The sequence below is a fragment of the Streptomyces sp. NPDC031340 genome, from assembly GCF_055569945.1.
This window is the reverse complement of sequence record NZ_JBVIIE010000001.1, coordinates 1-20,228: the sequence shown is the minus strand read 5'-3', so window position 1 is coordinate 20,228 and position 20,228 is coordinate 1. Positions and strand designations below refer to the sequence as shown.

12 protein-coding genes are annotated in these 20,228 nt (G+C 72.7%); 6 read left to right on the top strand and 6 right to left on the bottom strand.

Going from position 1 to position 20,228, the window contains the following annotated elements:
* Positions 1-44: 44 nt before the first annotated feature.
* The 4 genes from ACZ5GT_RS00060 to ACZ5GT_RS00045 all read right to left on the bottom strand — a co-directional run bounded on the left by ACZ5GT_RS00060 (position 45) and on the right by ACZ5GT_RS00045 (position 4,425).
* Positions 45-548 carry an ATP-binding protein gene (locus ACZ5GT_RS00060; RefSeq protein WP_469011788.1) on the bottom strand — a complete coding sequence of 168 codons (504 nt, stop codon included), beginning with the start codon at positions 546-548 and terminating at the stop codon, positions 45-47.
* Positions 549-821: 273 nt separating this feature from the next.
* On the bottom strand, positions 822-1,589 hold the full coding sequence (locus tag ACZ5GT_RS00055) for an enoyl-CoA hydratase/isomerase family protein (protein WP_469011784.1): 768 nt from the start codon (positions 1,587-1,589) through the stop codon (positions 822-824).
* A gap of 196 nt (positions 1,590-1,785) precedes the next feature.
* Entirely contained in the window at positions 1,786-3,042 is a 1,257-nt protein-coding gene (locus ACZ5GT_RS00050; RefSeq protein ID WP_469011781.1) for a L,D-transpeptidase, read from the bottom strand.
* A gap of 165 nt (positions 3,043-3,207) precedes the next feature.
* Positions 3,208-4,425, bottom strand: coding sequence for a L,D-transpeptidase (locus tag ACZ5GT_RS00045; RefSeq protein WP_469011780.1), 1,218 nt, complete (start codon positions 4,423-4,425; stop codon positions 3,208-3,210).
* Between the two features lie 198 nt (positions 4,426-4,623).
* On the opposite strand from ACZ5GT_RS00045, the gene glgX reads away from it, so the two are divergent.
* The 3 genes from glgX (at position 4,624) to ACZ5GT_RS00030 (ending at position 10,696) form a co-directional block, all read left to right on the top strand.
* A complete protein-coding gene (gene glgX, locus ACZ5GT_RS00040) occupies positions 4,624-6,867 on the top strand; it encodes a glycogen debranching protein GlgX (protein WP_469011778.1) in 2,244 nt (747 codons plus the stop codon).
* Between the two features lie 119 nt (positions 6,868-6,986).
* Positions 6,987-8,837, top strand: coding sequence for an ABC transporter ATP-binding protein (locus ACZ5GT_RS00035; RefSeq protein ID WP_469011774.1), 1,851 nt, complete (start codon positions 6,987-6,989; stop codon positions 8,835-8,837).
* Positions 8,834-10,696: an ABC transporter ATP-binding protein gene (locus ACZ5GT_RS00030; RefSeq protein ID WP_469011771.1), complete on the top strand. Its 1,863-nt coding sequence runs from the start codon at positions 8,834-8,836 to the stop codon at positions 10,694-10,696. Before ACZ5GT_RS00035 ends, ACZ5GT_RS00030 begins: the two co-directional genes overlap by 4 nt.
* A gap of 54 nt (positions 10,697-10,750) precedes the next feature.
* Here ACZ5GT_RS00030 and ACZ5GT_RS00025 read toward each other — a convergent pair whose 3' ends face one another.
* Entirely contained in the window at positions 10,751-13,549 is a 2,799-nt protein-coding gene (locus ACZ5GT_RS00025; RefSeq protein WP_469012384.1) for an ATP-binding SpoIIE family protein phosphatase, read from the bottom strand.
* A gap of 528 nt (positions 13,550-14,077) precedes the next feature.
* Here ACZ5GT_RS00025 and ACZ5GT_RS00020 point away from each other — a divergent pair.
* Together ACZ5GT_RS00020 and ACZ5GT_RS00015 are read left to right on the top strand one after the other, a co-directional pair.
* Positions 14,078-15,739 carry a M4 family metallopeptidase gene (locus ACZ5GT_RS00020; RefSeq protein ID WP_469011769.1) on the top strand — a complete coding sequence of 554 codons (1,662 nt, stop codon included), beginning with the start codon at positions 14,078-14,080 and terminating at the stop codon, positions 15,737-15,739.
* 78 nt (positions 15,740-15,817) lie between these two features.
* Positions 15,818-16,345 carry a DUF1990 domain-containing protein gene (locus ACZ5GT_RS00015; RefSeq protein WP_469011767.1) on the top strand — a complete coding sequence of 176 codons (528 nt, stop codon included), beginning with the start codon at positions 15,818-15,820 and terminating at the stop codon, positions 16,343-16,345.
* A gap of 283 nt (positions 16,346-16,628) precedes the next feature.
* On the opposite strand, the gene ACZ5GT_RS00010 is transcribed toward ACZ5GT_RS00015, so the two are convergent.
* Complete coding sequence (locus ACZ5GT_RS00010) at positions 16,629-19,247, bottom strand: glycosyltransferase family 1 protein (protein ID WP_469011766.1); 2,619 nt, start codon at positions 19,245-19,247, stop codon at positions 16,629-16,631.
* Between the two features lie 291 nt (positions 19,248-19,538).
* Between ACZ5GT_RS00010 and ACZ5GT_RS00005 the strand changes: the two genes are divergently transcribed.
* Positions 19,539-20,228: maltotransferase domain-containing protein (locus ACZ5GT_RS00005; protein ID WP_469011764.1), on the top strand; the 690-nt coding region annotated here is incomplete at its 3' end.

The window sequence follows — 20,228 nt, the reverse complement described above, 5'->3', positions numbered from 1 at the left end:
CGCTGATTAGTCCGATTGGCGTCCGGTGCGGGTCGTACCGGGAGTCAACGGTCCGTCACCCGCATCTCGAACCAGGTCGTCTTGCCCCGCGGCAGCAGGTCGACGCCCCAGCGGTCGGAGAGCTTGTCGACGAGGAACAGGCCCCGGCCGCTGATGTCCATCTCCTGGACGGGCAGGAGGCAGGGCAGTCCGCGGGACGGGTCGCGGACCTCGATGCGGATCCAGCCCCGGCGGCGGCGCATCCGCAGGCCGAAGACGCGGGCGCCGGTGTGGCGCACGGCGTTGCCGACGAGTTCGGAGACGAGCAGGACGACGTCCTCCGCCATCCTGGGGCCGAGGCCCCACTGGCGCAGGACCACGACCTGGGCGAGGCGGCGGGCGGTCGCCGCGGACTCCGGGCGGGACGGCAGCGGGACCTCCGCGTCGGTCGGATCGCCGTACAGCTCCAGCGCCTTGAGCGCCTGTTCGTCCTCCACCGCAGGCGACCACCGCCCTGTGGTCGCACGGCCTCGCCCCCGCGGCTGTTCGATGCCCTCCAGCCCCGCCATGGCCCCATCATGGCCGCCGGGCGCGGCCCCCGGGGCCGTTCCGGAGGAATGCACCCTCCGGAATGACTCGCCCCCAGCAGGTCCTCCGACACGTGCCGCGGGCGGTCCGAGGCCGTCGGCAGCCTGTCCGGCCTGCGGTGACTGCTCCCCTGGAGACAATCGACGGTCCCCCTCGACAAGGCAGGCTCAAGAGCGCTTCAAGGCTCCCATGAACCGCCCCGCCGAGGGGCCCGGATGAGACATCCCGTCAATTGCAAGTATCTGTGGGCGGATTCACAGGAACTTGGCCTTGCCCGGCCCCTCCTCCACGAAGCTCCGCATCCCGCGCTCGCGGTCCTCCGTGGCGAACAGGCCCGCGAACCAGTTCCGTTCCACCGCGAGCCCGGTCTCGATGTCCGTCTCCAGTCCGGTGTCGACCGACTCCTTGGCGGCACGCAGCGCGATCGCCGGCCCCTGCGCGAGCTTCGCGGCCCACGCGTGCGCCTCGGTGTAGACGTCGGCGGCCGGTACGACCCGGTCCACCAGCCCCAGCGTCAGCGCCTCGTCCGCCTTGACCATGCGGCCCGTGAAGATGAGGTCCTTGGCCTTGGAGGGGCCGATCAGGCGAGCCAGCCGCTGGGTGCCGCCCGCGCCCGGGATCAGGCCGAGCAGGATCTCCGGCTGGCCCAGCTTGGCGTTGTCGGCGGCGATCCGGTAGTCGGCGCACAGGGCGAGTTCGCAGCCGCCGCCCAGCGCGTATCCCGTCACGGCCGCCACCACCGGCTTGGGGATGCGGGCCACCGCCGTGAACGACTCCTGCAGGGCGCGGGAGCGCACGACCATCGCGGTGTGGTCCATGGCCTGCATCTCCTTGATGTCCGCGCCGGCGGCGAACACCTTCTCCCCGCCGTAGATCACCACGGCACGCACGTCGTCCCTGCGGGACGCCTCCTCGGCCAGTTCCTTCAGCCGGTCCTGCGTGGCGACGTCCAGCGCGTTCATCGGGGGGCGGTCCAGGCGCAGGGTGCCGACGCCCTCGGCGACTTCGAGATTCACGGTCATGCAGGCAGGTTAACGGGCACTAACGGCACTCGCCTCGGTGCGGTCGGTCACACCCGGCCGGGGGTCTGGGGGTCGCCCCCAGGCAGACACAGCACGGGCACCAACGGCACGCGCCTCGGTGCGGTCGGTCACACCGGGAAACACGGCAACGGCCCCGGTGCCGTGTGTCGCACCGGGGCCGTGGGGCGGGTGACGCCTACTGCGTCCACTTCTCCCAGGACATGTTCCAGCCGTTCAGGCCGTTGTCGGGGGCGACCGTGGCGTCGTCGGAGTTCTTCACGACGACGACGTCGCCGATGATCGAGTGGTCGAAGAACCACCCGGCCGGCAGCTTGCGGTCGTAGCCGCCGCGCACGTCCCGCAGACCGACGCAGCCGTGGCTGGCGTTGTAGTTGCCGAAGGCGCCGGAGGCCCAGTAGTTGCCGTGCACGAAGGTGCCGGAGGTGGTCAGCCGCATCGCGTCGGGCACGTCCGCGATGTCGTACTCGCCGCCGTAGCCGACCGTGTCGCCGTTCATGCGGGTCACCCGGAGCTTCTCGCTGATGACCATCTGGCCGTTCCAGGTGTCGTAGCCGGGCTTGCCGGTGGTGACGGGGATGGTCTTGACGACCTTTCCGTCCTGCGTGACCTTCATGGTGTGCTTCTTGGCGTCGACCACGGAGACCTGGTTGCGGCCGATGGTGAAGGAGACCGTCTTGGCCTGGCTGCCGTAGACGCCCGGCCGGCCCTCCACGCCGTCGAGGTTGAGCCGGACGGTGACCTTCGTGCCCTCCGCCCAGTACTTCTCCGGACGGAAGTCGAGGCGGTCGTTGCCGAACCAGTGGCCCTGGACGTCCACGGCCGGCTCGGTCTTGATGCTGATGGCCTTCTCGACGTCCTCCGGGTGCGTGATGCCCCGGGTGAAGCGGACGGAGAACGGCATCCCGACGCCGACGGTGGAACCGTCCTCGGGGGTGAAGTAGCCGACGAAGGTGTTCGGCGGCGTCAGCGTGGTGAAGCTGGAGTCCTCGGCGGCCTCGCGCCCCGCGGAGTCCTTGGCGACCGCGTGCACGGTGTACTTGGTGGACGCGGCCAGGTGCGTCGTCGGCGTCCAGGTCGTGCCGCCGCCGGACACCTTCCCGGGTATCTCGGTGCCCTTGGAGTCCTTGACCTGTACCTGCGTCAGTTTGCCCTTGCCGGCGCTGACCTTGAGGGCGCCGCTGGTGTCGACGGACTTCGCGCCGTCCTTGGGAGCGATGGACACCACGGCCTCGGACTGCTTGCTCACGGCCTGGCCGGCGTCCTTGCCCTTCCCGCCGCCGGAGCCGGACCCGGATCCGGAACCGGCGTCCGAGTTCCCCCCTCCGCACGCCGTGACGGTCACCAGCAGCGCCCCGAGTATCAGCGCCGTCAGTCCTTTTCCGCCCCGTCCGCGTGCGTCAACCGACGCCCCCGATATCGGCCGCACGTTCACGTTCTCTCCCCTCGCCGGGCCTGGTCAGGCCCGCACCCCTGCGCGTCCCCCGCGCTCATTGGCGCATATTAACCGTCCAATTTCGGGGTACGAACGGGCAGAAGGTCACCGTTGCGTAGCAACCTGGCACGCGTCCGCGCGGCCCGGACCGGCCCGGCGCCGGCCTCACCGGAGGGAGCTGCCCGCTTTCCACTGTTTCCATCCCATGTTCCATCCGCCGAGGCCGTTGTCGGGAGCGACCACCCTGTCGGAGCTGTGGACGACCTCGATGACGTCCCCGACCAGGCTGCGGTCGAAGAACCAGCCCGCGGGGGTGTCCGGGCGGCCGCCCTTGACGTCCCTGAGCCCCACGCACCCGTGGCTGATGTTGGCCCGTCCGGGGGCGTCCGGCGCCCAGTAGTTGCCGTGCAGGAAGGTGCCGGAGTCGGTCAGGCGCATGGCGTGCGGGACGTCCGGGATGTCGTACTCGCCGCCGAAGCCGACCGTGCGGCTGTTCATGCGGGTGACCTTGAACATCTCCATCACCACCATCTTCCCGTTGTAGGTGGTGGACTTGGGGGCGCCCGCCGTCACCGGCACGGTGGCCAGCAGCTCGCCGTCCCGGCGCACCTGCATGGTGTGGGCCGCCGCGTCGACCCGGGAGACCTGGCTGCGGCCGACGGTGAAGGAGACCGTCCGGTCCCGCGGTCCGTGGACCCCGGGGGCCTGCTCGACGTCGCGCAGCCGCAGCGTGACGGTGACCCGGGTGCCGGGCTTCCAGTACCGCTCGGGGCGGAAGTCGAGACGGGACCTGCCGAACCAGTGCGGCCGGACCTCGACGGCCGGGCGGGCGGTGACCCTGACGGCGCGTTCGACGGCGGCCCGGTCGGTGACCTGGCGGTTGAAGCCGAGCGACACGATCATCCCGGTGCCGACGGTGGAGCGGTTCTCCGGGGTGACGTGGGCGACGAGCCGCTCGTCGGGGACGGACGTGGTGAAGGTGGCGTGGCGGGCCGAGCGGCGCCCGTGGCCGTCCAGGGCCACCGCGTCGACCGTGTAGCGGGCGGCCGGCGCGAGGCGGCCGGCGTCCGGCTCCCAGCGCAGGCCGTCGCCGGAGATGTGCCCGGCCACCTCCGACACCCGCGCGTCCTGGAACTTGACGACCCGCACCGACTCCAGCCGCCCGCTCGCCACCCGCACCAGGAGCCGTTCGCCGGGCCGCACGCCCCTGCTGCCGTCGTCCGGCGAGATCCGGATGGCCTCCGCGCGCGCCCCGGGCGCGCCAGGGGCGCCGTTCGCGCCGTTCACGCCGCTCACGGTGCAGCCCGCCAGCAGCCCTGCCCATGTCAGTGCGGCCGCCAGCGCGGCCCCCGCGCGCCGCGCGCGCCCGTGTACGTGCCTCACGCGCTGCCCAACGACGGGCCCGCCCTGGGGAAACGTGAGTGCGAGCCACGGTCTGGGCAGAACAGTGGGGAGAACGACGCGAGGGGGTGTGGCGGCCGCCGCTGAGCCGCAGCGGCGCGCCACGGGGACCGCCGGGGCCGATGCCGCCGCCGCACGCCCTTCCGGGTGTCGTTCCACGAGCCGTGGGAGGCTGACAAGGTGTCCAGCGCAGCCGAGCAGGAGGCGGTGGCCGGGGAACGCGCCGGCGGGCAGGCGCGTCCGGCCGTCGTGATCGACGGCGGGCGGCGGCCGGTGCCGGGCGTGCCGGTGTGGCCGGGTGCGCCGATGCCGCTGGGGGCCCGGTTCCTGGTCGGGCCGGAGGGGGTGGCGGGCACCAACTTCGCGCTGTGGGCGGGCGGGGCGGAGGCGGTGGAGCTGTGCCTGTTCGACGACCGCGGCAAGGAGAGCCGGGTCCGCCTGACCGAGCTGACGCACGAGGTCTGGCACGGCTTCGTGCCGGGCGTGATGCCCGGGCAGCGGTACGGCTACCGGGTGCACGGCCGCTGGGACCCGTGGACCGGCGCCCGCTGGAACCCGGCGAAGCTGCTCCTCGACCCGTACGCCCGCGCGGTGGACGGCGACTTCCGTCTGCCGCCCGAGGTGTACGGGCATGTGCGGGACTGGCCCGAGCAGCACGTCGCGGACACCGTGCGGGACGACCGGGACTCGGCGCCGTACGTGCCCAAGGGCGTCGTCGTGCACGATGACGACGACTGGTCGGACGACCAGCGGCCGCGGACGCCGTGGGCGGACTCGGTGATCTACGAGGTGCACGTGCGCGGCTTCACCAAGCTGCACCCGGGCATCCCGGAGGAACTGCGCGGCACCTACGCCGGCCTCGCGCACCCGGCGGCCGTCGAACACCTGGTGAGGCTCGGTGTGACGGCCGTGGAACTGCTGCCGGTGCACCAGTTCGCGCACGAGGACCACCTGCTGCGGCGCGGCCTGCGCAACTACTGGGGCTACAACTCCATCGGCTACTTCGCCCCGCACGCCGGGTACGCCGCCTCCGGCACCAACGGCCGGCAGGTCGGCGAGTTCAAGCGCATGGTGCGCGCCCTGCACGCGGCCGGCATCGAGGTGATCCTCGACGTCGTCTACAACCACACCGCCGAGGCGGACGAGTACGGCCCCACGCTGTCGCTCAAGGGCATCGACAACCGCGGCTACTACCGCCTCCAGCCGGACGCCCGGCGCTACGCCGACTACACCGGCTGCGGCAACACCCTGCACGTCGTCCAGCCGCACGTGCTGCGCCTGATCACCGACTCGCTGCGCTACTGGGTGACCGAGATGGGCGTGGACGGCTTCCGGTTCGACCTGGCGGCCGCGCTGGCCCGCTCCATGCACGACGTCGACATGCTGTCGCCGTTCCTCGCCGTCATCGCGCAGGACCCGGTGCTGCGGCGGGTGAAGCTGATCGCCGAGCCGTGGGACGTCGGCTCCGGCGGCTACCAGGTGGGCGCGTTCCCGCCGCTGTGGACGGAGTGGAACGACCGGTACCGGGGCGCCGTGCGGGACTTCTGGCGCGGCGCCCTGCCGGACGTGCGGGACCTGGGCTACCGGCTGTCGGGCTCCAGCGACCTGTACGCCTGGGGCGGCCGCAGGCCCTACGCGTCGGTCAACTTCGTCACCGCGCACGACGGTTTCACCCTGCGCGACCTGGTGTCGTACGAGCGCAAGCACAACGAGGCCAACGGCGAGGGCAACCGGGACGGCACCGACGACAACCGGTCGTGGAACTGCGGCGCGGAGGGCGAGACCGACGACGAGGGGATACGGGCGCTGCGGCGGCGGCAGCTGCGCAACCTGCTGACCACGCTGCTGCTGTCGACGGGTGTGCCGATGCTGGTCGCGGGCGACGAGCTGGGGCGCACCCAGCGCGGCAACAACAACGCCTACTGCCAGGACGACGAGACCAGCTGGGTCGACTGGGGGCTGCTGGAGGACCCGGGCTGGCGGGCGCTGTGCGAGCTGACCTCCCGGCTGATCGGGCTGCGCCACCGGCATCCGGTGCTGCGCCGCCGGGCGTTCTTCTCCGGCCGCGCCCACTCCGCGGACGGTCTGCGCGACCTGGCCTGGTTCACGTCGCGCGGCACGGAGATGACGGAAGGGGACTGGTACGCGCCCGCCGCCACGCTCGGCATGTACCTCTCCGGGCGGGACATCCCGGGCCGCGACGAGCGGGGCGCGCCGGTCGTCGACGACAGCTTCCTCGCCGTGCTGCACGCCGGGGGCAGCCCGGTGAGCTTCGTGCTGCCGGGCCCGCCGTGGGCGGAGCGGTACCAGGTGGTCGTCGACACCTCGCTGGAGGAGCAGGCGGGAACGCCGGGCGTGACCCATTCGGCGGGCACGACGATCACGGTGCCGGAGCGGTCGGTGCTGCTGCTGCGGGTGGCGTGACGGCCGCACCGGCAGCGCGTACGACCGCTCGAACACGCAGGTCGTAGGACCTGCGGCCGACCCCGGTCCGGCCAAAACTCGGTGGGCGTCGTCAGTGGCGATCCGTAGGCTCACTGCTGATGCCCACTACACCTGCCACCCCAGCGGACCGGTCCGCCGTCCGAAGCCTGCTGCGCCTGTGGCCGTACGTACGGCCCGTGCGGGTGAGGCTGTTCACCGCCGCGTTCGTCGCGGTGCTCGCCTCCTGCACCGGGCTGGTGATCCCGCTGGTGCTGAAATGGCTGGTGGACGGGCCGGTCGCCGACCGGGATCCGGCCGGGGTGTGGCTCGGCGCGCTGTACGTGCTGCTGCTCGGGGTGGCGGAGGCGCTGCTGTTCGGGATGCGGCGCTGGCTGGTGGCGCGGCCGCTGTCGCACGTCGAGGCGGAGATGCGGGCGGACCTGTACCGGCACCTGCAACGGCTGCCGGTGGCCTTCCACGACCGGTGGCCGTCCGGGCAGTTGCTGTCGCGGGGCACCACCGACCTGATGCTGCTGCGCATGTTCCTCGCCTTTCCGCTGACGTTCCTGCTGGTCAACGGGGTGACGATCGTCGTCGGCGTGACCATCATGCTGCTGCAGGACTGGACGCTGGGCCTGGTGATCCTGGGGCCGGCGGTGCCCGTCGTCGTCACCTGCGTGATCTTCGAGAAGCGGTACTCGGACGCGGCGCGGCTCGCGCAGGACCAGGTCGGCGATCTGACGACGGTCGTCGAGGAGAGCGTGCTCGGCATCCGGATCGTCAAGGGGTTCGGGCGCCACCGCAGCCAGGCGCGGGCGTTCCGGGAGCTGTCGCGCACGCTGCGCGGGACGGAGCTGCGCAAGGCCCGGCTGCTCGCCACCATCTGGGGCGTCATCGTGACGCTGCCGGAGGTGGCGATCGGGGCGGCCCTGGTGCTGGGGTGCGTGCAGGTGGCCGACGGCGGCCTGTCCGCGGGCACGCTGGTCGCCTTCCTGTCCACGGCGCTCGCCCTGCGGTGGCCGGTGGACTCCATCGGCTTCCTGCTGGCGATGAGCCAGGAGGCGGCCACCGCCACGGAGCGGTACTTCGAGGTGCGGGACGCCGAACCGGAGTCGGACGCCGTCGCGGCCGTCAGCCCCCGTGGCGGCGGCGCGGCCCGGTCGGACGCCGTCGCCGCGGCCCTCCGCCCCGACGGCGGCGGCGCGGCCCGCCCGGACGACAGCGGACTGCGCTTCGACGGCGTGCGGTTCCGCTACCCCGACGCGCCCGACGGCTCCCCGCCCGTCCTGGACCGGGTCGACCTGCACATCCGTCCCGGCGAGTCGATGGCGCTGGTCGGGGCCACCGGCAGCGGGAAGACCACGCTCACCGCGCTCGTGCCCCGGCTGCACGAGGTGACGGAGGGCCGGATCACCCTCGACGGCGTGGACATCGCCGCGATGCCCCGTGAGCGGCTGCGCTCCCTGGTCGCCGTGGCCTTCGAGGAGCCCACCCTGTTCTCCGCGAGCGTGGCGGAGAACGTGCTGATGGGGGCCGGTGACGCGGCCGGCGAGGCCGAGCTGGAGCGGGCGCTGTCCGTCGCCCAGGCCGACTTCGCGCACGCGCTCCCGCAGGGCACCGGGACCCAGGTCGGCGAGCAGGGCCTGAGCCTGTCCGGCGGGCAGCGGCAGCGGCTGGCGCTGGCCCGGGCGGTCGTCGGCAGGCCCCGGTTCCTGGTCCTGGACGATCCGCTGTCCGCCCTGGACGTGCACACCGAGGCGCTGGTCGAGGCCGCGCTGCGGGACGTCCTGGCGGACACCACCGCCCTGATCGTGGCGCACCGCCCGTCCACCGTGCTGCTCGCCGACCGGGTCGCGCTGCTGTCCGGCGGCCGGATCGCCGCCGTCGGCACCCACCAGGAACTGCTGCGCACGAACGCCGAGTACGCCCACCTCATGTCCGGCACCGGGGAAGCGGAGGACGAGCGATGACGGCCCCCACCACGACCGTCGCGACGGCGGACGACGAACCGGACGGCCCGCTGCCGGGCGCCGCCGCCGGCGACCCCTTCGACCGCGACACCCTGCCCACTCCCCCGGGCGCCACCGCCGCGCTCCTGCGCTCCCTGCTCGCCCCGCTGCGGGCCCGTGTCGCCGTCACCACGCTTCTGCTGCTGCTCCAGCAGGCGGCCGTCCAGGCGGGCCCGCTGCTGGTGGCGTACGCCATCGACCGGGCCGTACCGGCGCTGCGCGGCGACGACCGCGGTCCGCTGGTCGCGGTGGGCGTGGGCTACCTGCTGTGCGCGGTCGCCTCCGGGGTCCTGCAGTACGCGTTCATCAACGCCTCCGCCCGCGTCAACCAGGACGTGCTGCTCGACCTGCGCGGGCGGATCTTCCGGCACGCGCAGGCGCTCAGCGTCGACTTCCACGAGCGCTACACCTCGGGCCGGCTGATCTCCCGGTCCACCACGGACGTGGAGTCGCTGCGCGAACTGCTCGACGAGGGCCTGCAGGAACTGGTCATGATCGTGCTGTCGTCGGTCTACATCTCGGCGATGCTGCTGTGGCTGGACATGGGGCTGGGAGCCGTGGCGGTGGCGTCGTTCCTGCCGCTGTACCTGCTCGTGCGGACCTACCGGCGGCGGGCGGGCGAGGTGTACCGGGTGCGCTCCACCGCCATCGCGTCCGTCATCGTGAAGTTCGTCGAGACCATGAACGGCATCCGGCCGGTGCGGGCCTTCCGCCGGGAGGCCGCCAACGACGCCGCCTTCCGGGTGCTCAACCGGCGCCACGAACGCACCAACGGCGACGCGCTGCTGGAGATGGCCCGCTATGTCGTCGGCTCCCGGCTGATCGCCAACACGGCCGTCGCGCTGATCGTGCTGTGGGGCGCCTACCGGGTGGCGGGCGGCTCGCTGGACCTCGGTGTGCTGGCGGCGGCGGTGCTGTACCTGCGGCGGCTGTACGACCCCATCGACCGGCTGGGCATGTTCCTCAACTCCTGGCAGTCGGCGGCGGCCTCCCTGGAGAAGATCGCCGGGCTGCTCGCGCAGACGCCGACCGTGCCGGAGCCGTCGGCTCCCGTGCAGCTGCCGCCGCTCGCGGGCGAACACCCGGGCCGGGAGGTGGTGTTCGACGGCGTGCGCTTCGGCTACCGCACCGGCGGGGAGGTGCTGCCCCGCTTCGACCTCACCGTCCCGGCCGGGCAGACGGTCGCGGTGGTCGGCTCGACCGGCGCGGGCAAGTCGACGCTGGCCAAGCTGCTCGCCCGGTTCTACGACCCGTCCGGCGGGCGGGTCCTGCTGGACGGCGTGGACCTGCGCGACCTGGCCGTGCCGGAACTGCGGCGCGGGGTGGTGATGGTGACGCAGGAGGCGTTCCTGTTCTCCGGCACGGTCGCCGAGAACATCGCCATCGGGCGTCCGGACGCGAGCCGCGAGCAGATCGAGCGGGCCGCGAAGGCGATCGGCGCGCACGACTTCATCGAGGCGCTGCCCGACGGCTACGACACGGACGTCCGCAAGCGGGGCGGCCGCATCTCCGCCGGACAGCGTCAACTCGTCTCCTTCGCACGGGCGTTGCTCGCCGACCCGGCCGTGCTCATCCTCGACGAGGCGACCAGCTCGCTCGACATCCCGGGCGAACGGGCGGTGCAGCGCGCGATGTCGACGGTGCTCCAGGGCCGTACGGCGGTGGTCATCGCGCACCGGCTGTCGACCGTGGAGATCGCGGACCGGGTGCTGGTGATGGAGCACGGCCGCATCGTCGAGGACGGCACCCCGGACGAACTCATCGCGGGCACGGGCCGGTTCGCGGACCTGCACCGGGCCTGGCGGGACAGCCTGGCGTGACGGGCCGGACCTGGTGTGTCCGGTGACCACCAGGGCTGCCGCCGCCAGGGGTGCTCATACCGCTCGGGCGGGCGCCAGCGGCTGCTCCGTCCAGATGACCTTTCCCCGCGCTGTGTACCGGGTGCCCCACCGCTGGACGAGCTGGGCGACCAGGAACAGCCCGCGGCCGCCCTCATCGGTGGCCGCCGCCCGGCGCGGGTGCGGAGAGGTGCTGCTGCCGTCGGAGACCTCGCAGATCAGCGTGCGGTCGCGCAGCAGACGCAGCGCGATGGGTTCGCTGCCGTGCCGGAGCGCGTTGGTCAACAGCTCGCTGACCGTGAGTTCGGTGGAGAAGAGCAGCTCGTCGAGGCCCCATCGGGCCAGCTGCTCGGTGACCTCCGCGCGGACCCGCGGGACCTCGGCCGGGTCGGCGGCCAGCTCCCAGGTGGCGACGTGCTCGTCGTCCAGCGTCCGGGTACGGGCGACGAGGAACGCGACGTCGTCGGCGGGTTGATCCGGAAGCCGGGGCAACAGGGAGTCCAGCGTCCGGCAGGCGTGCTCGGGCGTTCCCCCGGACCGGGCGAGCACGCCGCGCAGTCTGTCCATCCCGAGGCCGACGTCCCGGTGGCCGAGGTGTTCGATCAGCCCGTCGGTGTAGAGCACGAGCAGGCTGCCCTCGGGGATCTCCAGCTCGGCGGTCTCGAAGGGATGGCCGCTCACGCCCAGCGGCGGCCCACCGGGCAGGTCCGGATACTCGACGGTGCCGTCGGGCCGTACCAGCGCGGGCGGCGGATGACCGGCCCGGGCCACGGTGCAGCGGCCCGCGACGGGGTCGTAGACGGCGTAGAGACAGCTCGCGCCGGTGATGTCCGCGTCGCCGGTCTCCGCCTGCTCCCGGTCGGCGTCCAGCCGGGCGACGAGGTCGTCGAGATGGGCGAGGACCTCCTCGGCGGGGAGATCGAGGGCGGAGAAGTTGTGGACCGCGGTGCGCAGCCTGCCCATGGTGGCGGCGGCGTGCAGTCCGTGGCCGACCACGTCCCCGACCACCAGCGCCACCCGTGCGCCGGACAACGGGATCACGTCGAACCAGTCGCCTCCGGCCCCCGAACGCGCCGGCAGGTAGCGGTGGGACACGTCGACCGCTTGCTGCGCGGGGAGGCCGCGCGGCAGCAGACTGCGCTGGAGCGCCAGCGCCACCCTGTGCTCGCGGGTGAAACGGCGGGCGTTGTCGATGCTCAGCGCGGCGCGGCCGACCAGTTCCTCGGCGAGCAGCAGGTCGTCCTCGGAGAACGGCTCCTGGAGCCGGGAGCGGTAGAAGCTGACCACTCCCAGCAGCACGCCCCGGGCCCGCATCGGCACGGTGATGAGCGAGTGGATGCCGGCCTCCAGGATCCGCTCGCCCCGCGCCGGATCCTGGAGGTGCCAGCCATGGGCCGTCGCGAGCTCCGGTTCCAGGGCCGCCCGCTCGGTCGCCAGGGCTCTGTTCTGGGGTGTGGACGGCGCATAGGCGATCAGGTCACCGGCCGCATGGAGCGGGGAGTCCTCGCGCACGCCGGTGAGCGCGACGCGGCGCAGCGCACCGTCCACCCGGACCGGTTCCTCACCGGCCGGCACGGCTTCCGGCACGTCGACGGCGGCGAAGTCGGCGAACCGGGGGACGGCCACCTCGGTCAGCTCCTCGGCGGTCCGAACCACGTCGAGCGTGGTGCCGACGCATGCGGAGGCGTCGTACAGCAGCCCCAGGCGCTGCCGGGCCTGCAGGGCCAGCCGGCCCATCAACGGCTCACCGACGGCGACCAGCCATTCATCGCCCCGGCGGTCGCCCTGCTCGGCGCCCGGCCGGGGCTGGGGCTCCGGGGCGGGAGACAGCGGGCGGGGCAGGAGCCGCCGCGGCGCCGGGCGCGTCGCGGCGTGGTGCACGGGCGGGGGCGTGAGAACCGGGGGAGTACCGCCCTCGGCCGTCAGCACGGCGAGGTCCTGCCGGAGACCGGAGGGAAGAGCCGCCTCGACGGCGATTCCCGTGACGCCGGAAGGAGTCGTCACCGGCCGGCTGCGCAGGACGGCCGTGCGTCCGTGGGGCAGCCGCACCTCCACCAGGCCGGTGCGGCCGGAGGAGATCAACTCGGTCGCGGCCGCCTGGAGGAGGAGCCGGTCGTGGCGGTCGAGCAACTCGTCGGGGACGGTGGGCATGCCGCCCGGACCACCGTTCCCGGGCGGATGGGCGGACCGGAACGCCTGGAGCAGGGCCCGCTCGCGGGACGAGACCTGCTCCAGCAGCCGCTGTTCGATGGCACGGGCCGCCTCGAGTGCCGAGGTGAGCATGGCGGGGTGGGTGTCGGCCCGCGCGCTGGTCAGGTCGAGTGCGCCGACGACGTGTCCGCTCAGCGGGTCGCGCACCGGTGCGCCCGCGCAGACCAGCCCCGTCAGGTCGTCGCCGTAGTGCTCGCGACCGCAGATGAAGACGGGCCGCCGCGTCACCAGGACGGTGCCGATGCCGTTGTTCCCGAGCACGTCCTCGGGGACGCTGAAGCCCGGCGCGAGCTGCATCGCGTCGAGACGCCCGAGCAGCGCGTGCCGGCCTGCCCTCCGGTCGAGCAACCGGGCGCGTTCGTCACCGAGGAACACGGTCGTCCGGAGGCCCGACAGCCGAGTCTCCAGAGCCTCGAGCACGGGCCGGGCGGCCTCCGCGAGGTTCTGCGCGTCGCCCAGATCCCGCTGGTAGGGAAGATCCCCCCGGTGCCTCTCGGCAAGGCCCTGGGAGCGGCACCTGCGCCAGGCGGCCAGGACCGGATCGCGCACGGACGGCCCCACGGGCTCGCCCGCCCGCAGTTGCTCGTAAGCCCTGCCGAGGGCGACGGCGTCGTCCCACTTCATCGACACTTGCGCACATCCTTCGCCGGCCCCCTCCATACACCTCAGTCTCTGCCATGAATAAGGAAAAGCAAGACATATCCCCCTCAGAGGTCTCCACTCCCCCTCAGGCGTCTCCGCGAGGGACCGGCTCCGGGGTGACGGGTCGGGCGTGACGCGCACGGCGGGGGTCCGGCACCTTCGCACACCCACCCCAAAAGTCCGTATAGCGAACATGAACATCCGGACAACGAACGGTTTCCGGCCAAGTTCCTGACGCGTCCCTGACGAAAATCGCGACACATCCATCCCGGGCGACGAACCCGCGGCCGACCCCTCGACAGCCGTCTCCAGCGGCAGCGGCCGGGCGCCATGGAGCCCGTTCACGTCCCCGCAACATTCATCGCGCCGAAGCTTTTCGGCCAACATCACTTGGGGGTCCTGACATGTACGCGCCCTTGATGTCACCCTCTCTCACAACGCCGCACAACTTCACGACAACTCGGCCGGGCGCCCCACCCCGTGCCGACTCCCCCACTCCAAGGAGCTTGTGTGACCTCCCTCTACGCGCGTCACAAGCGTTCTACCCTTGCCATCGCGACCGCCGTCGCCGCCGGAGCCCTGCTCACCACCGGTCTGACCACCGGTACGGCCGCCGCCCAGACCCCGGCGGGGTCCACGGCCAAGGCCCCGCTCGCCGCCGCCCCCGTCCAGCTCTCCGCGGCCGCGCGCACCTCCCTCATCAAGCAGCAGCAGAAGGCCGCGCCCGACACCGCGCAGCGCATAGGCCTCGGCGCCAAGGAGAAGCTGGTCGTCAAGGACGTCGTGAAGGACGCCGACGGCGCGGTCCACACCCGCTACGAGCGCACCTACGCCGGCCTGCCGGTCCTCGGCGGCGACCTGGTGGTCCACCAGTCGGCCACCGGCGCCACGAAGAGCGTCACCAAGGCCGTCAAGGCGGCCATCAAGGTGGCCTCCGTCAAGCCGCAGATCACCGTGGCCAAGGCCGAGAAGCAGGCGCTGACCGTCGCGAAGGCGGCCGGCTCCGCGAAGACCGCCGCCGACTCCGCGCGCAAGGTCATCTGGGCCGCCGACGGCAAGCCGACCCTGGCGTACGAGACGGTCGTCGGTGGCCTGCAGGACGACGGCACCCCGAACGAGCTGCACGTCATCACCGACGCCGCCACCGGCAAGAAGCTGTACGAGTACCAGGGCATCGAGACCGGCACCGGCAAGACCCTCTACTCGGGCAACGTCACCCTCAACACCACGCTGTCGGGCTCGACGTACCAGCTGTACGACACCACGCGCGGTGGCCACAAGGTCTACAACAAGGCCCACTCCAGCACCACCAGCACGGGCACCCTGTTCACCGACGCGGACGACGTCTGGGGCACCGGCGCCGCCTCCAGCTCCACCACCGACCAGACCGCCGCCGCCGACGCCGCCTACGGCGCCCAGGTCACCTGGGACTTCTACAAGAACACCTTCGGCCGCAGCGGCATCAAGAACAACGGCGTGGCCGCCTACTCCCGCGTCCACTACGGCAACGCGTACGTCAACGCGTTCTGGGACGACAGCTGCTTCTGCATGACCTACGGCGACGGCTCGGGCAACACCCACCCGCTGACCTCGCTGGACGTGGCCGGCCACGAGATGAGCCACGGTGTCACCTCCAACACCGCGGGCCTCAACTACAGCGGCGAGTCCGGCGGTCTGAACGAGGCCACCTCCGACATCTTCGGCACCGGCGTGGAGTTCTACGCCGCCAACTCCAACGACGTCGGCGACTACCTCATCGGCGAGGAGATCGACATCAACGGGGACGGCTCCCCGCTGCGCTACATGGACAAGCCCAGCAAGGACGGCGCCTCGTCGGACTACTGGTCCTCCACCGTCGGCAGCAAGGACGTCCACTACTCGTCCGGCGTCGCGAACCACTTCTTCTACCTCCTGTCGGAGGGCAGCGGTTCGAAGACCATCAACGGCGTGACCTACAACTCGCCGACGTACAGCGGCTCCACGGTCACCGGCATCGGCCGCGCCAAGGCGCTGCAGATCTGGTACAAGGCGCTGACGACGTACATGACGTCGACGACGAAGTACTCCGGCGCCCGCACGGCGACGCTGAGCGCCGCGTCCGCCCTGTACGGCTCCGGCAGCGCCGAGTACAACGCGGTGGCGGCGGCCTGGTCCGCGGTCAACGTCAGCTAGTCCCAGCGGTTCCAGGGTGATCGACGGGCGGTACCCGGGCGGCGGACGCCCCCGGGTACCGCCCTACTCTTGGGTGCTGTGTCTGCAGCGGATCCCAAGGACTTCACCTACGACGACGTCGGCGCGACCCGGCGCGACGGCTTCTGCCCCCCGGGCTTCCACCACCTGCGGGTGCGCACCCGCCTCGGTGAGGGCGAGGAGGTCTTCCGCCGGGCGGCACAGGCGCTGCTGACCTGGGAGCTGCACCGCTCGATGGGCGTGGGCATCGACGCCGCCGCCGACCGGGCCGCGCCCGGCGTGGACGTCACCGTCACCCTCGCCGGCGTCATCAGGGCGCCCTGCCGCGTGGCGTGGACGGTCGAGGAGCCCCGCCGCGCCGGCTGGGCCTACGGCACGCTGGCCGGGCATCCGGAGTGCGGCGAGGAGTCCTTCGTGGTGGACCGCACCGGCGACGGCACGGTCTGGCTGACGGTCACCGCCTTCAGCCGCCCGGCCAAGTGGTACGCCAAGGCCGGCGGCCCGGCGACCCGGGGCCTGCAGCACGCCTACGCCCACCGTTGCGGCAAGGTCCTGCGGAAGCTGAGCGCGGGCACCTCGGAGCAGTGACCGCCTCGCGGGGGCCGGCGGTCACCCGGGCATCGCCCGCGCGTACTGGTCCCGAAGGGCCGCCGAGGTTTCGGCCGGACAGGCCGCCGGCATGCAAGCGGAATGTCACCGGCGGCTCAGTCCGAGTCCATGACGTGGGTCTGCCGACGGTAGGGCTGTGTCATGAGCTCGAGCCGCCGCGGACGCCAGATGTCGTCCCGCTCGCTGAGACCCAGCTCGCCGTTCTTGCGGAGCGACCAGACGACGGCGACGGGGCGGGCGAAGATCGCCCGCCCGTGCGCGGTCAGCGGAACAGCACCCCCGCCCCGGTCACCGTATCCTCCGACGGCACCGCCAGCAGGCCCAGTTCGGCGGCGGAGGCCAGCAGGCGGTGGGTGGGCAGGATGCGGACGGTGTAGCCGTACGGGCCGGTGCGGTCCAGGGAGAGCGGGCCCTCGTAGATCCAGCGGCCCTCCGGGTCCTGGCTGCCCGCCGGTTTCAGGGGCACCGAGGCGGCGTCGGTGATGCGGTCCTGGGAGTCGACCCGGCCGGAGACGGCCTGGACCTCGACGTCGTCCGGGGAGAGCTCGCCGAGGCGCACCCGGACCCGCAGCCCGAGCGTGGTGCCGAGCTGCGCGGTGGCCGTGGCGGCCGACGCCTCGACGTGGTCCACCGCCACCCCGTGCCAGGCGCCCCGCACCCGCGCCTTCCAGGCGGCCAGCTCGCGCGCGGCGTCCGGGGTCATCGCGCGGTGGGCGTGGGCGGCCGGGGTGTAGAGGCGCTCGACGTACTCCCGCACCATCCGGCCGGCCAGCACCTTCGGGCCGAGCAGCGTGAGGGTCTGGCGGACCATCTCGATCCAGCGGTCGGGCAGACCGTTCTGACCGCGCTCGTAGAAACGCGGCGCGACCCGCTGCTCCAGCAGGTCGTACAGCGCGGCGGCCTCTATGCCGTCGCGCCGGTCGGCGTCCATGGCGACGCCGTCGGCGGTCGGGATCGCCCAGCCGAAGTCGGGCTGGTACCACTCGTCCCACCAGCCGTCCAGGACCGAGAGGTTGAGGCAGCCGTTGAGGGCGGCCTTCATGCCGGAGGTGCCGCAGGCCTCCAGGGGGCGCAGCGGGTTGTTCAGCCAGACGTCGCAGCCGGGGTACAGCTTCTGCGCCATCGCCATGCCGTAGTCGGGCAGGAAGACGATGCGGTGGCGCACCCGCGGGTCGTCGGCGAACCGGACCAGTTCCTGCACCAGCCGCTTGCCGCCGTCGTCCGCCGGGTGCGCCTTGCCCGCGACCACGATCTGGATCGGCCGCTCGGGGTGCAGCAGGAGTCCCATCAGCCGGTCGCGGTCCCGGAGCATCAGCGTCAGACGCTTGTACGAGGGGACCCGGCGCGCGAAACCGATGGTCAGGACGTCCGGGTCGAGCACCCCGTCGATCCAGCCCAGCTCGGCCGTGCCCGCGCCGCGCTGCCGCCAGGAGGCGCGCAGCCGCTCGCGCACCTCCTCCACCAGTTGCTCGCGCAGGCTGCGGCGCAGCTCCCACACGTCCTGGTCGGGGATGTCCGCGACCGAGTCCCAGCGGTCCGAGCCGCCGACGGTCAGCGCGTCCTCGGCGCGCTGGGCGCCGATCTGCCGGGCTCCGAGCCGGAAGACCTCCGGGGCGACCCAGGTGGGGGCGTGGACGCCGTTGGTCACCGAGGTGATCGGCACGTCCTCGGGGTCGAACCCCGGCCACAGGCCGGCGAACATCTCCCGGCTGACCTGGCCGTGCAGCAGGGACACCCCGTTGGCGCGCTGGCCCAGGCGCAGGCCCATCACGGCCATGTTGAACAGGTTGGGCTCGCCGCCGGGGTAGGTCTCCGTGCCGAGGGCGAGGATGCGGTCCACGTCGATGCGCGGCAGCTCGGCGTCGGGCGCGAAGTGGCGGGCGACGAGTTCCCGGTCGAAGCGGTCGATGCCGGCCGGGACCGGGGTGTGCGTGGTGAAGACGGTGCCCGCCCGCACCGCCTCCAGCGCCGAGTCGAAGTCCAGCCCCCCGGCACACAGTTCCGCAATGCGCTCCAGGCCGAGGAACCCGGCGTGGCCCTCGTTGGTGTGGAAGACCTCCGGCTCGGGGTGGCCGGTGATCCGGCAGTACGCGCGCACCGCCCGCACCCCTCCTATGCCGAGCAGCATCTCCTGCAGCAGCCGGTGCTCGCTGCCGCCGCCGTAGAGCCGGTCGGTGACGCCGCGCTCCCCGGGGTCGTTCTCCTCGACGTCCGAGTCCAGCATCAGCAGCGGCACCCGGCCCACCTGGGCCAGCCAGATCCGAGCGTGCAGCCGCTTGCCGCCGGGCAGCGCGAGGCCGACCTGGGCCGGGGCGCCGTCGGTGTCCCTGAGCTGGACGACGGGCAGCTCGTTGGGGTCGAGGACCGGGTACTGCTCCTGCTGCCAGCCGTCCCGGGACAGGCTCTGGCGGAAGTAGCCGTGCCGGTAGAGCAGGCCGACGCCGATGAGCGGCGCACCGAGGTCGCTGGCCGCCTTCAGGTGGTCGCCGGCCAGGATGCCGAGGCCGCCGGAGTACTGGGGCAGGGCCGCGGTGACGCCGAACTCGGGCGAGAAGTAGGCCACGGCGGCGGGAAGTCCGCCGGGCTGGGACTGGTACCAGCGGTCGCCGGTCAGGTAGTCGTGGAGGTCGTCGGTGACGGCGGTCAGCCGGCGCAGGAAGCGGCGGTCCTGGGCCAGCTCCGCGAGCCGCGCGGGCGGCACGCTCCCCAGCAGCCGCACCGGATCGGCGCCCGAGGCGGCCCAGCTCTCGGGATCGACCGACTGGAAGAGTTCACGTGTCTCCGCGTGCCAGGACCAGCGCAGGTTCCGCGCCAGATCGCTGAGCGGCAGAAGGGGTTCGGGCAGGACGGGTCGGACGGTGAATCGACGGATCGCCTTCACTGGCCACCTCGGTCAGGCGTGCGGAGGGGGGACACACACCGGTGTGCGTCCCGTCGTCAATCCCGACGGTATCCGGGAGAGCGGCTTCGTAACCACGGCACACCCGGCGTCAAGGTGAACCCTCTCCGTGCGCGGGCATACGCGGGAGTAGTTAACAAAGTGCCGGATTGCCCACTCGCATAGGGTGGGAAGGCTCCTCCGGTACGCCCCTGGATCACCACAGGGACAACACGCAGGACCCACCTCCCCACAGTCATCCGCCCACCAACGTTGACGCGGACAGGAGCGGTCATGCCCGCCACGCACCACTCGTCTCCACCCCCGAAGCACAGCGCCGACACAGCCCCTGTACGCCCGCCCGCCGCCGGGCAGCCGGCCGTGGAGCCACCCTCCGCCCGGGCCGCCTCCGGTGTCGGGCGCATCCCCCTCCTCGACGTCCGCCCGATCGTCCAGCACGGGCGCAGGCCCGCCAAGGCCGTGACCGGCGAGTCGTTCGAGATCTCGGCGACCGTGTTCCGCGAGGGGCACGACGCGGTCGCCGCGAACGTCGTCCTGACCGATCCGGAGGGCCGTCCGGGCCCGTGGACGCCGATGCGGGAGCTGGCGCCCGGCACCGACCGCTGGGGCGCCACCGTCACCCCCGGCGCCCCGGGCCACTGGAGCTACCACGTGGAGGCCTGGGGGGACCCGGTCACCACCTGGCGCCATCACGCCCAGATCAAGATCCCGGCCGGGATGGACACCGAACTGGTCCTGGAGGAGGGCGCGCGACTGTACGAGCGCGCGGCCGCCGGCGTGCCAGAGGGCGAGGGCGGCGGCGAGGCCGGCCGCGAGGTGCTCCTCGCCGCCGTCGACGCCCTGCGCGACGAGGGCCGCCCGCCCGCGTCCCGGCTGGCGGCGGCGTTGACGCCGGAGGTGGACGCGGTGCTGGCCCGGCATCCGCTGCGGGAACTGGTCACCGCCTCCGAACCACTGCCCCTG

Bases quoted from the DNA above. Each gene is read 5' to 3' on its own strand.
- ACZ5GT_RS00030 (WP_469011771.1), top strand. From the start codon at position 8,834: ATGACGGCCCCCACCACGACCGTCGCGACGGCGGACGACGAACCGGAC.
- ACZ5GT_RS00025 (WP_469012384.1), bottom strand. From the start codon at position 13,549: ATGAAGTGGGACGACGCCGTCGCCCTCGGCAGGGCTTACGAGCAACTG.
- ACZ5GT_RS00060 (WP_469011788.1), bottom strand. From the start codon at position 548: ATGGCGGGGCTGGAGGGCATCGAACAGCCGCGGGGGCGAGGCCGTGCG.
- ACZ5GT_RS00035 (WP_469011774.1), top strand. From the start codon at position 6,987: ATGCCCACTACACCTGCCACCCCAGCGGACCGGTCCGCCGTCCGAAGC.
- ACZ5GT_RS00055 (WP_469011784.1), bottom strand. From the start codon at position 1,589: ATGACCGTGAATCTCGAAGTCGCCGAGGGCGTCGGCACCCTGCGCCTG.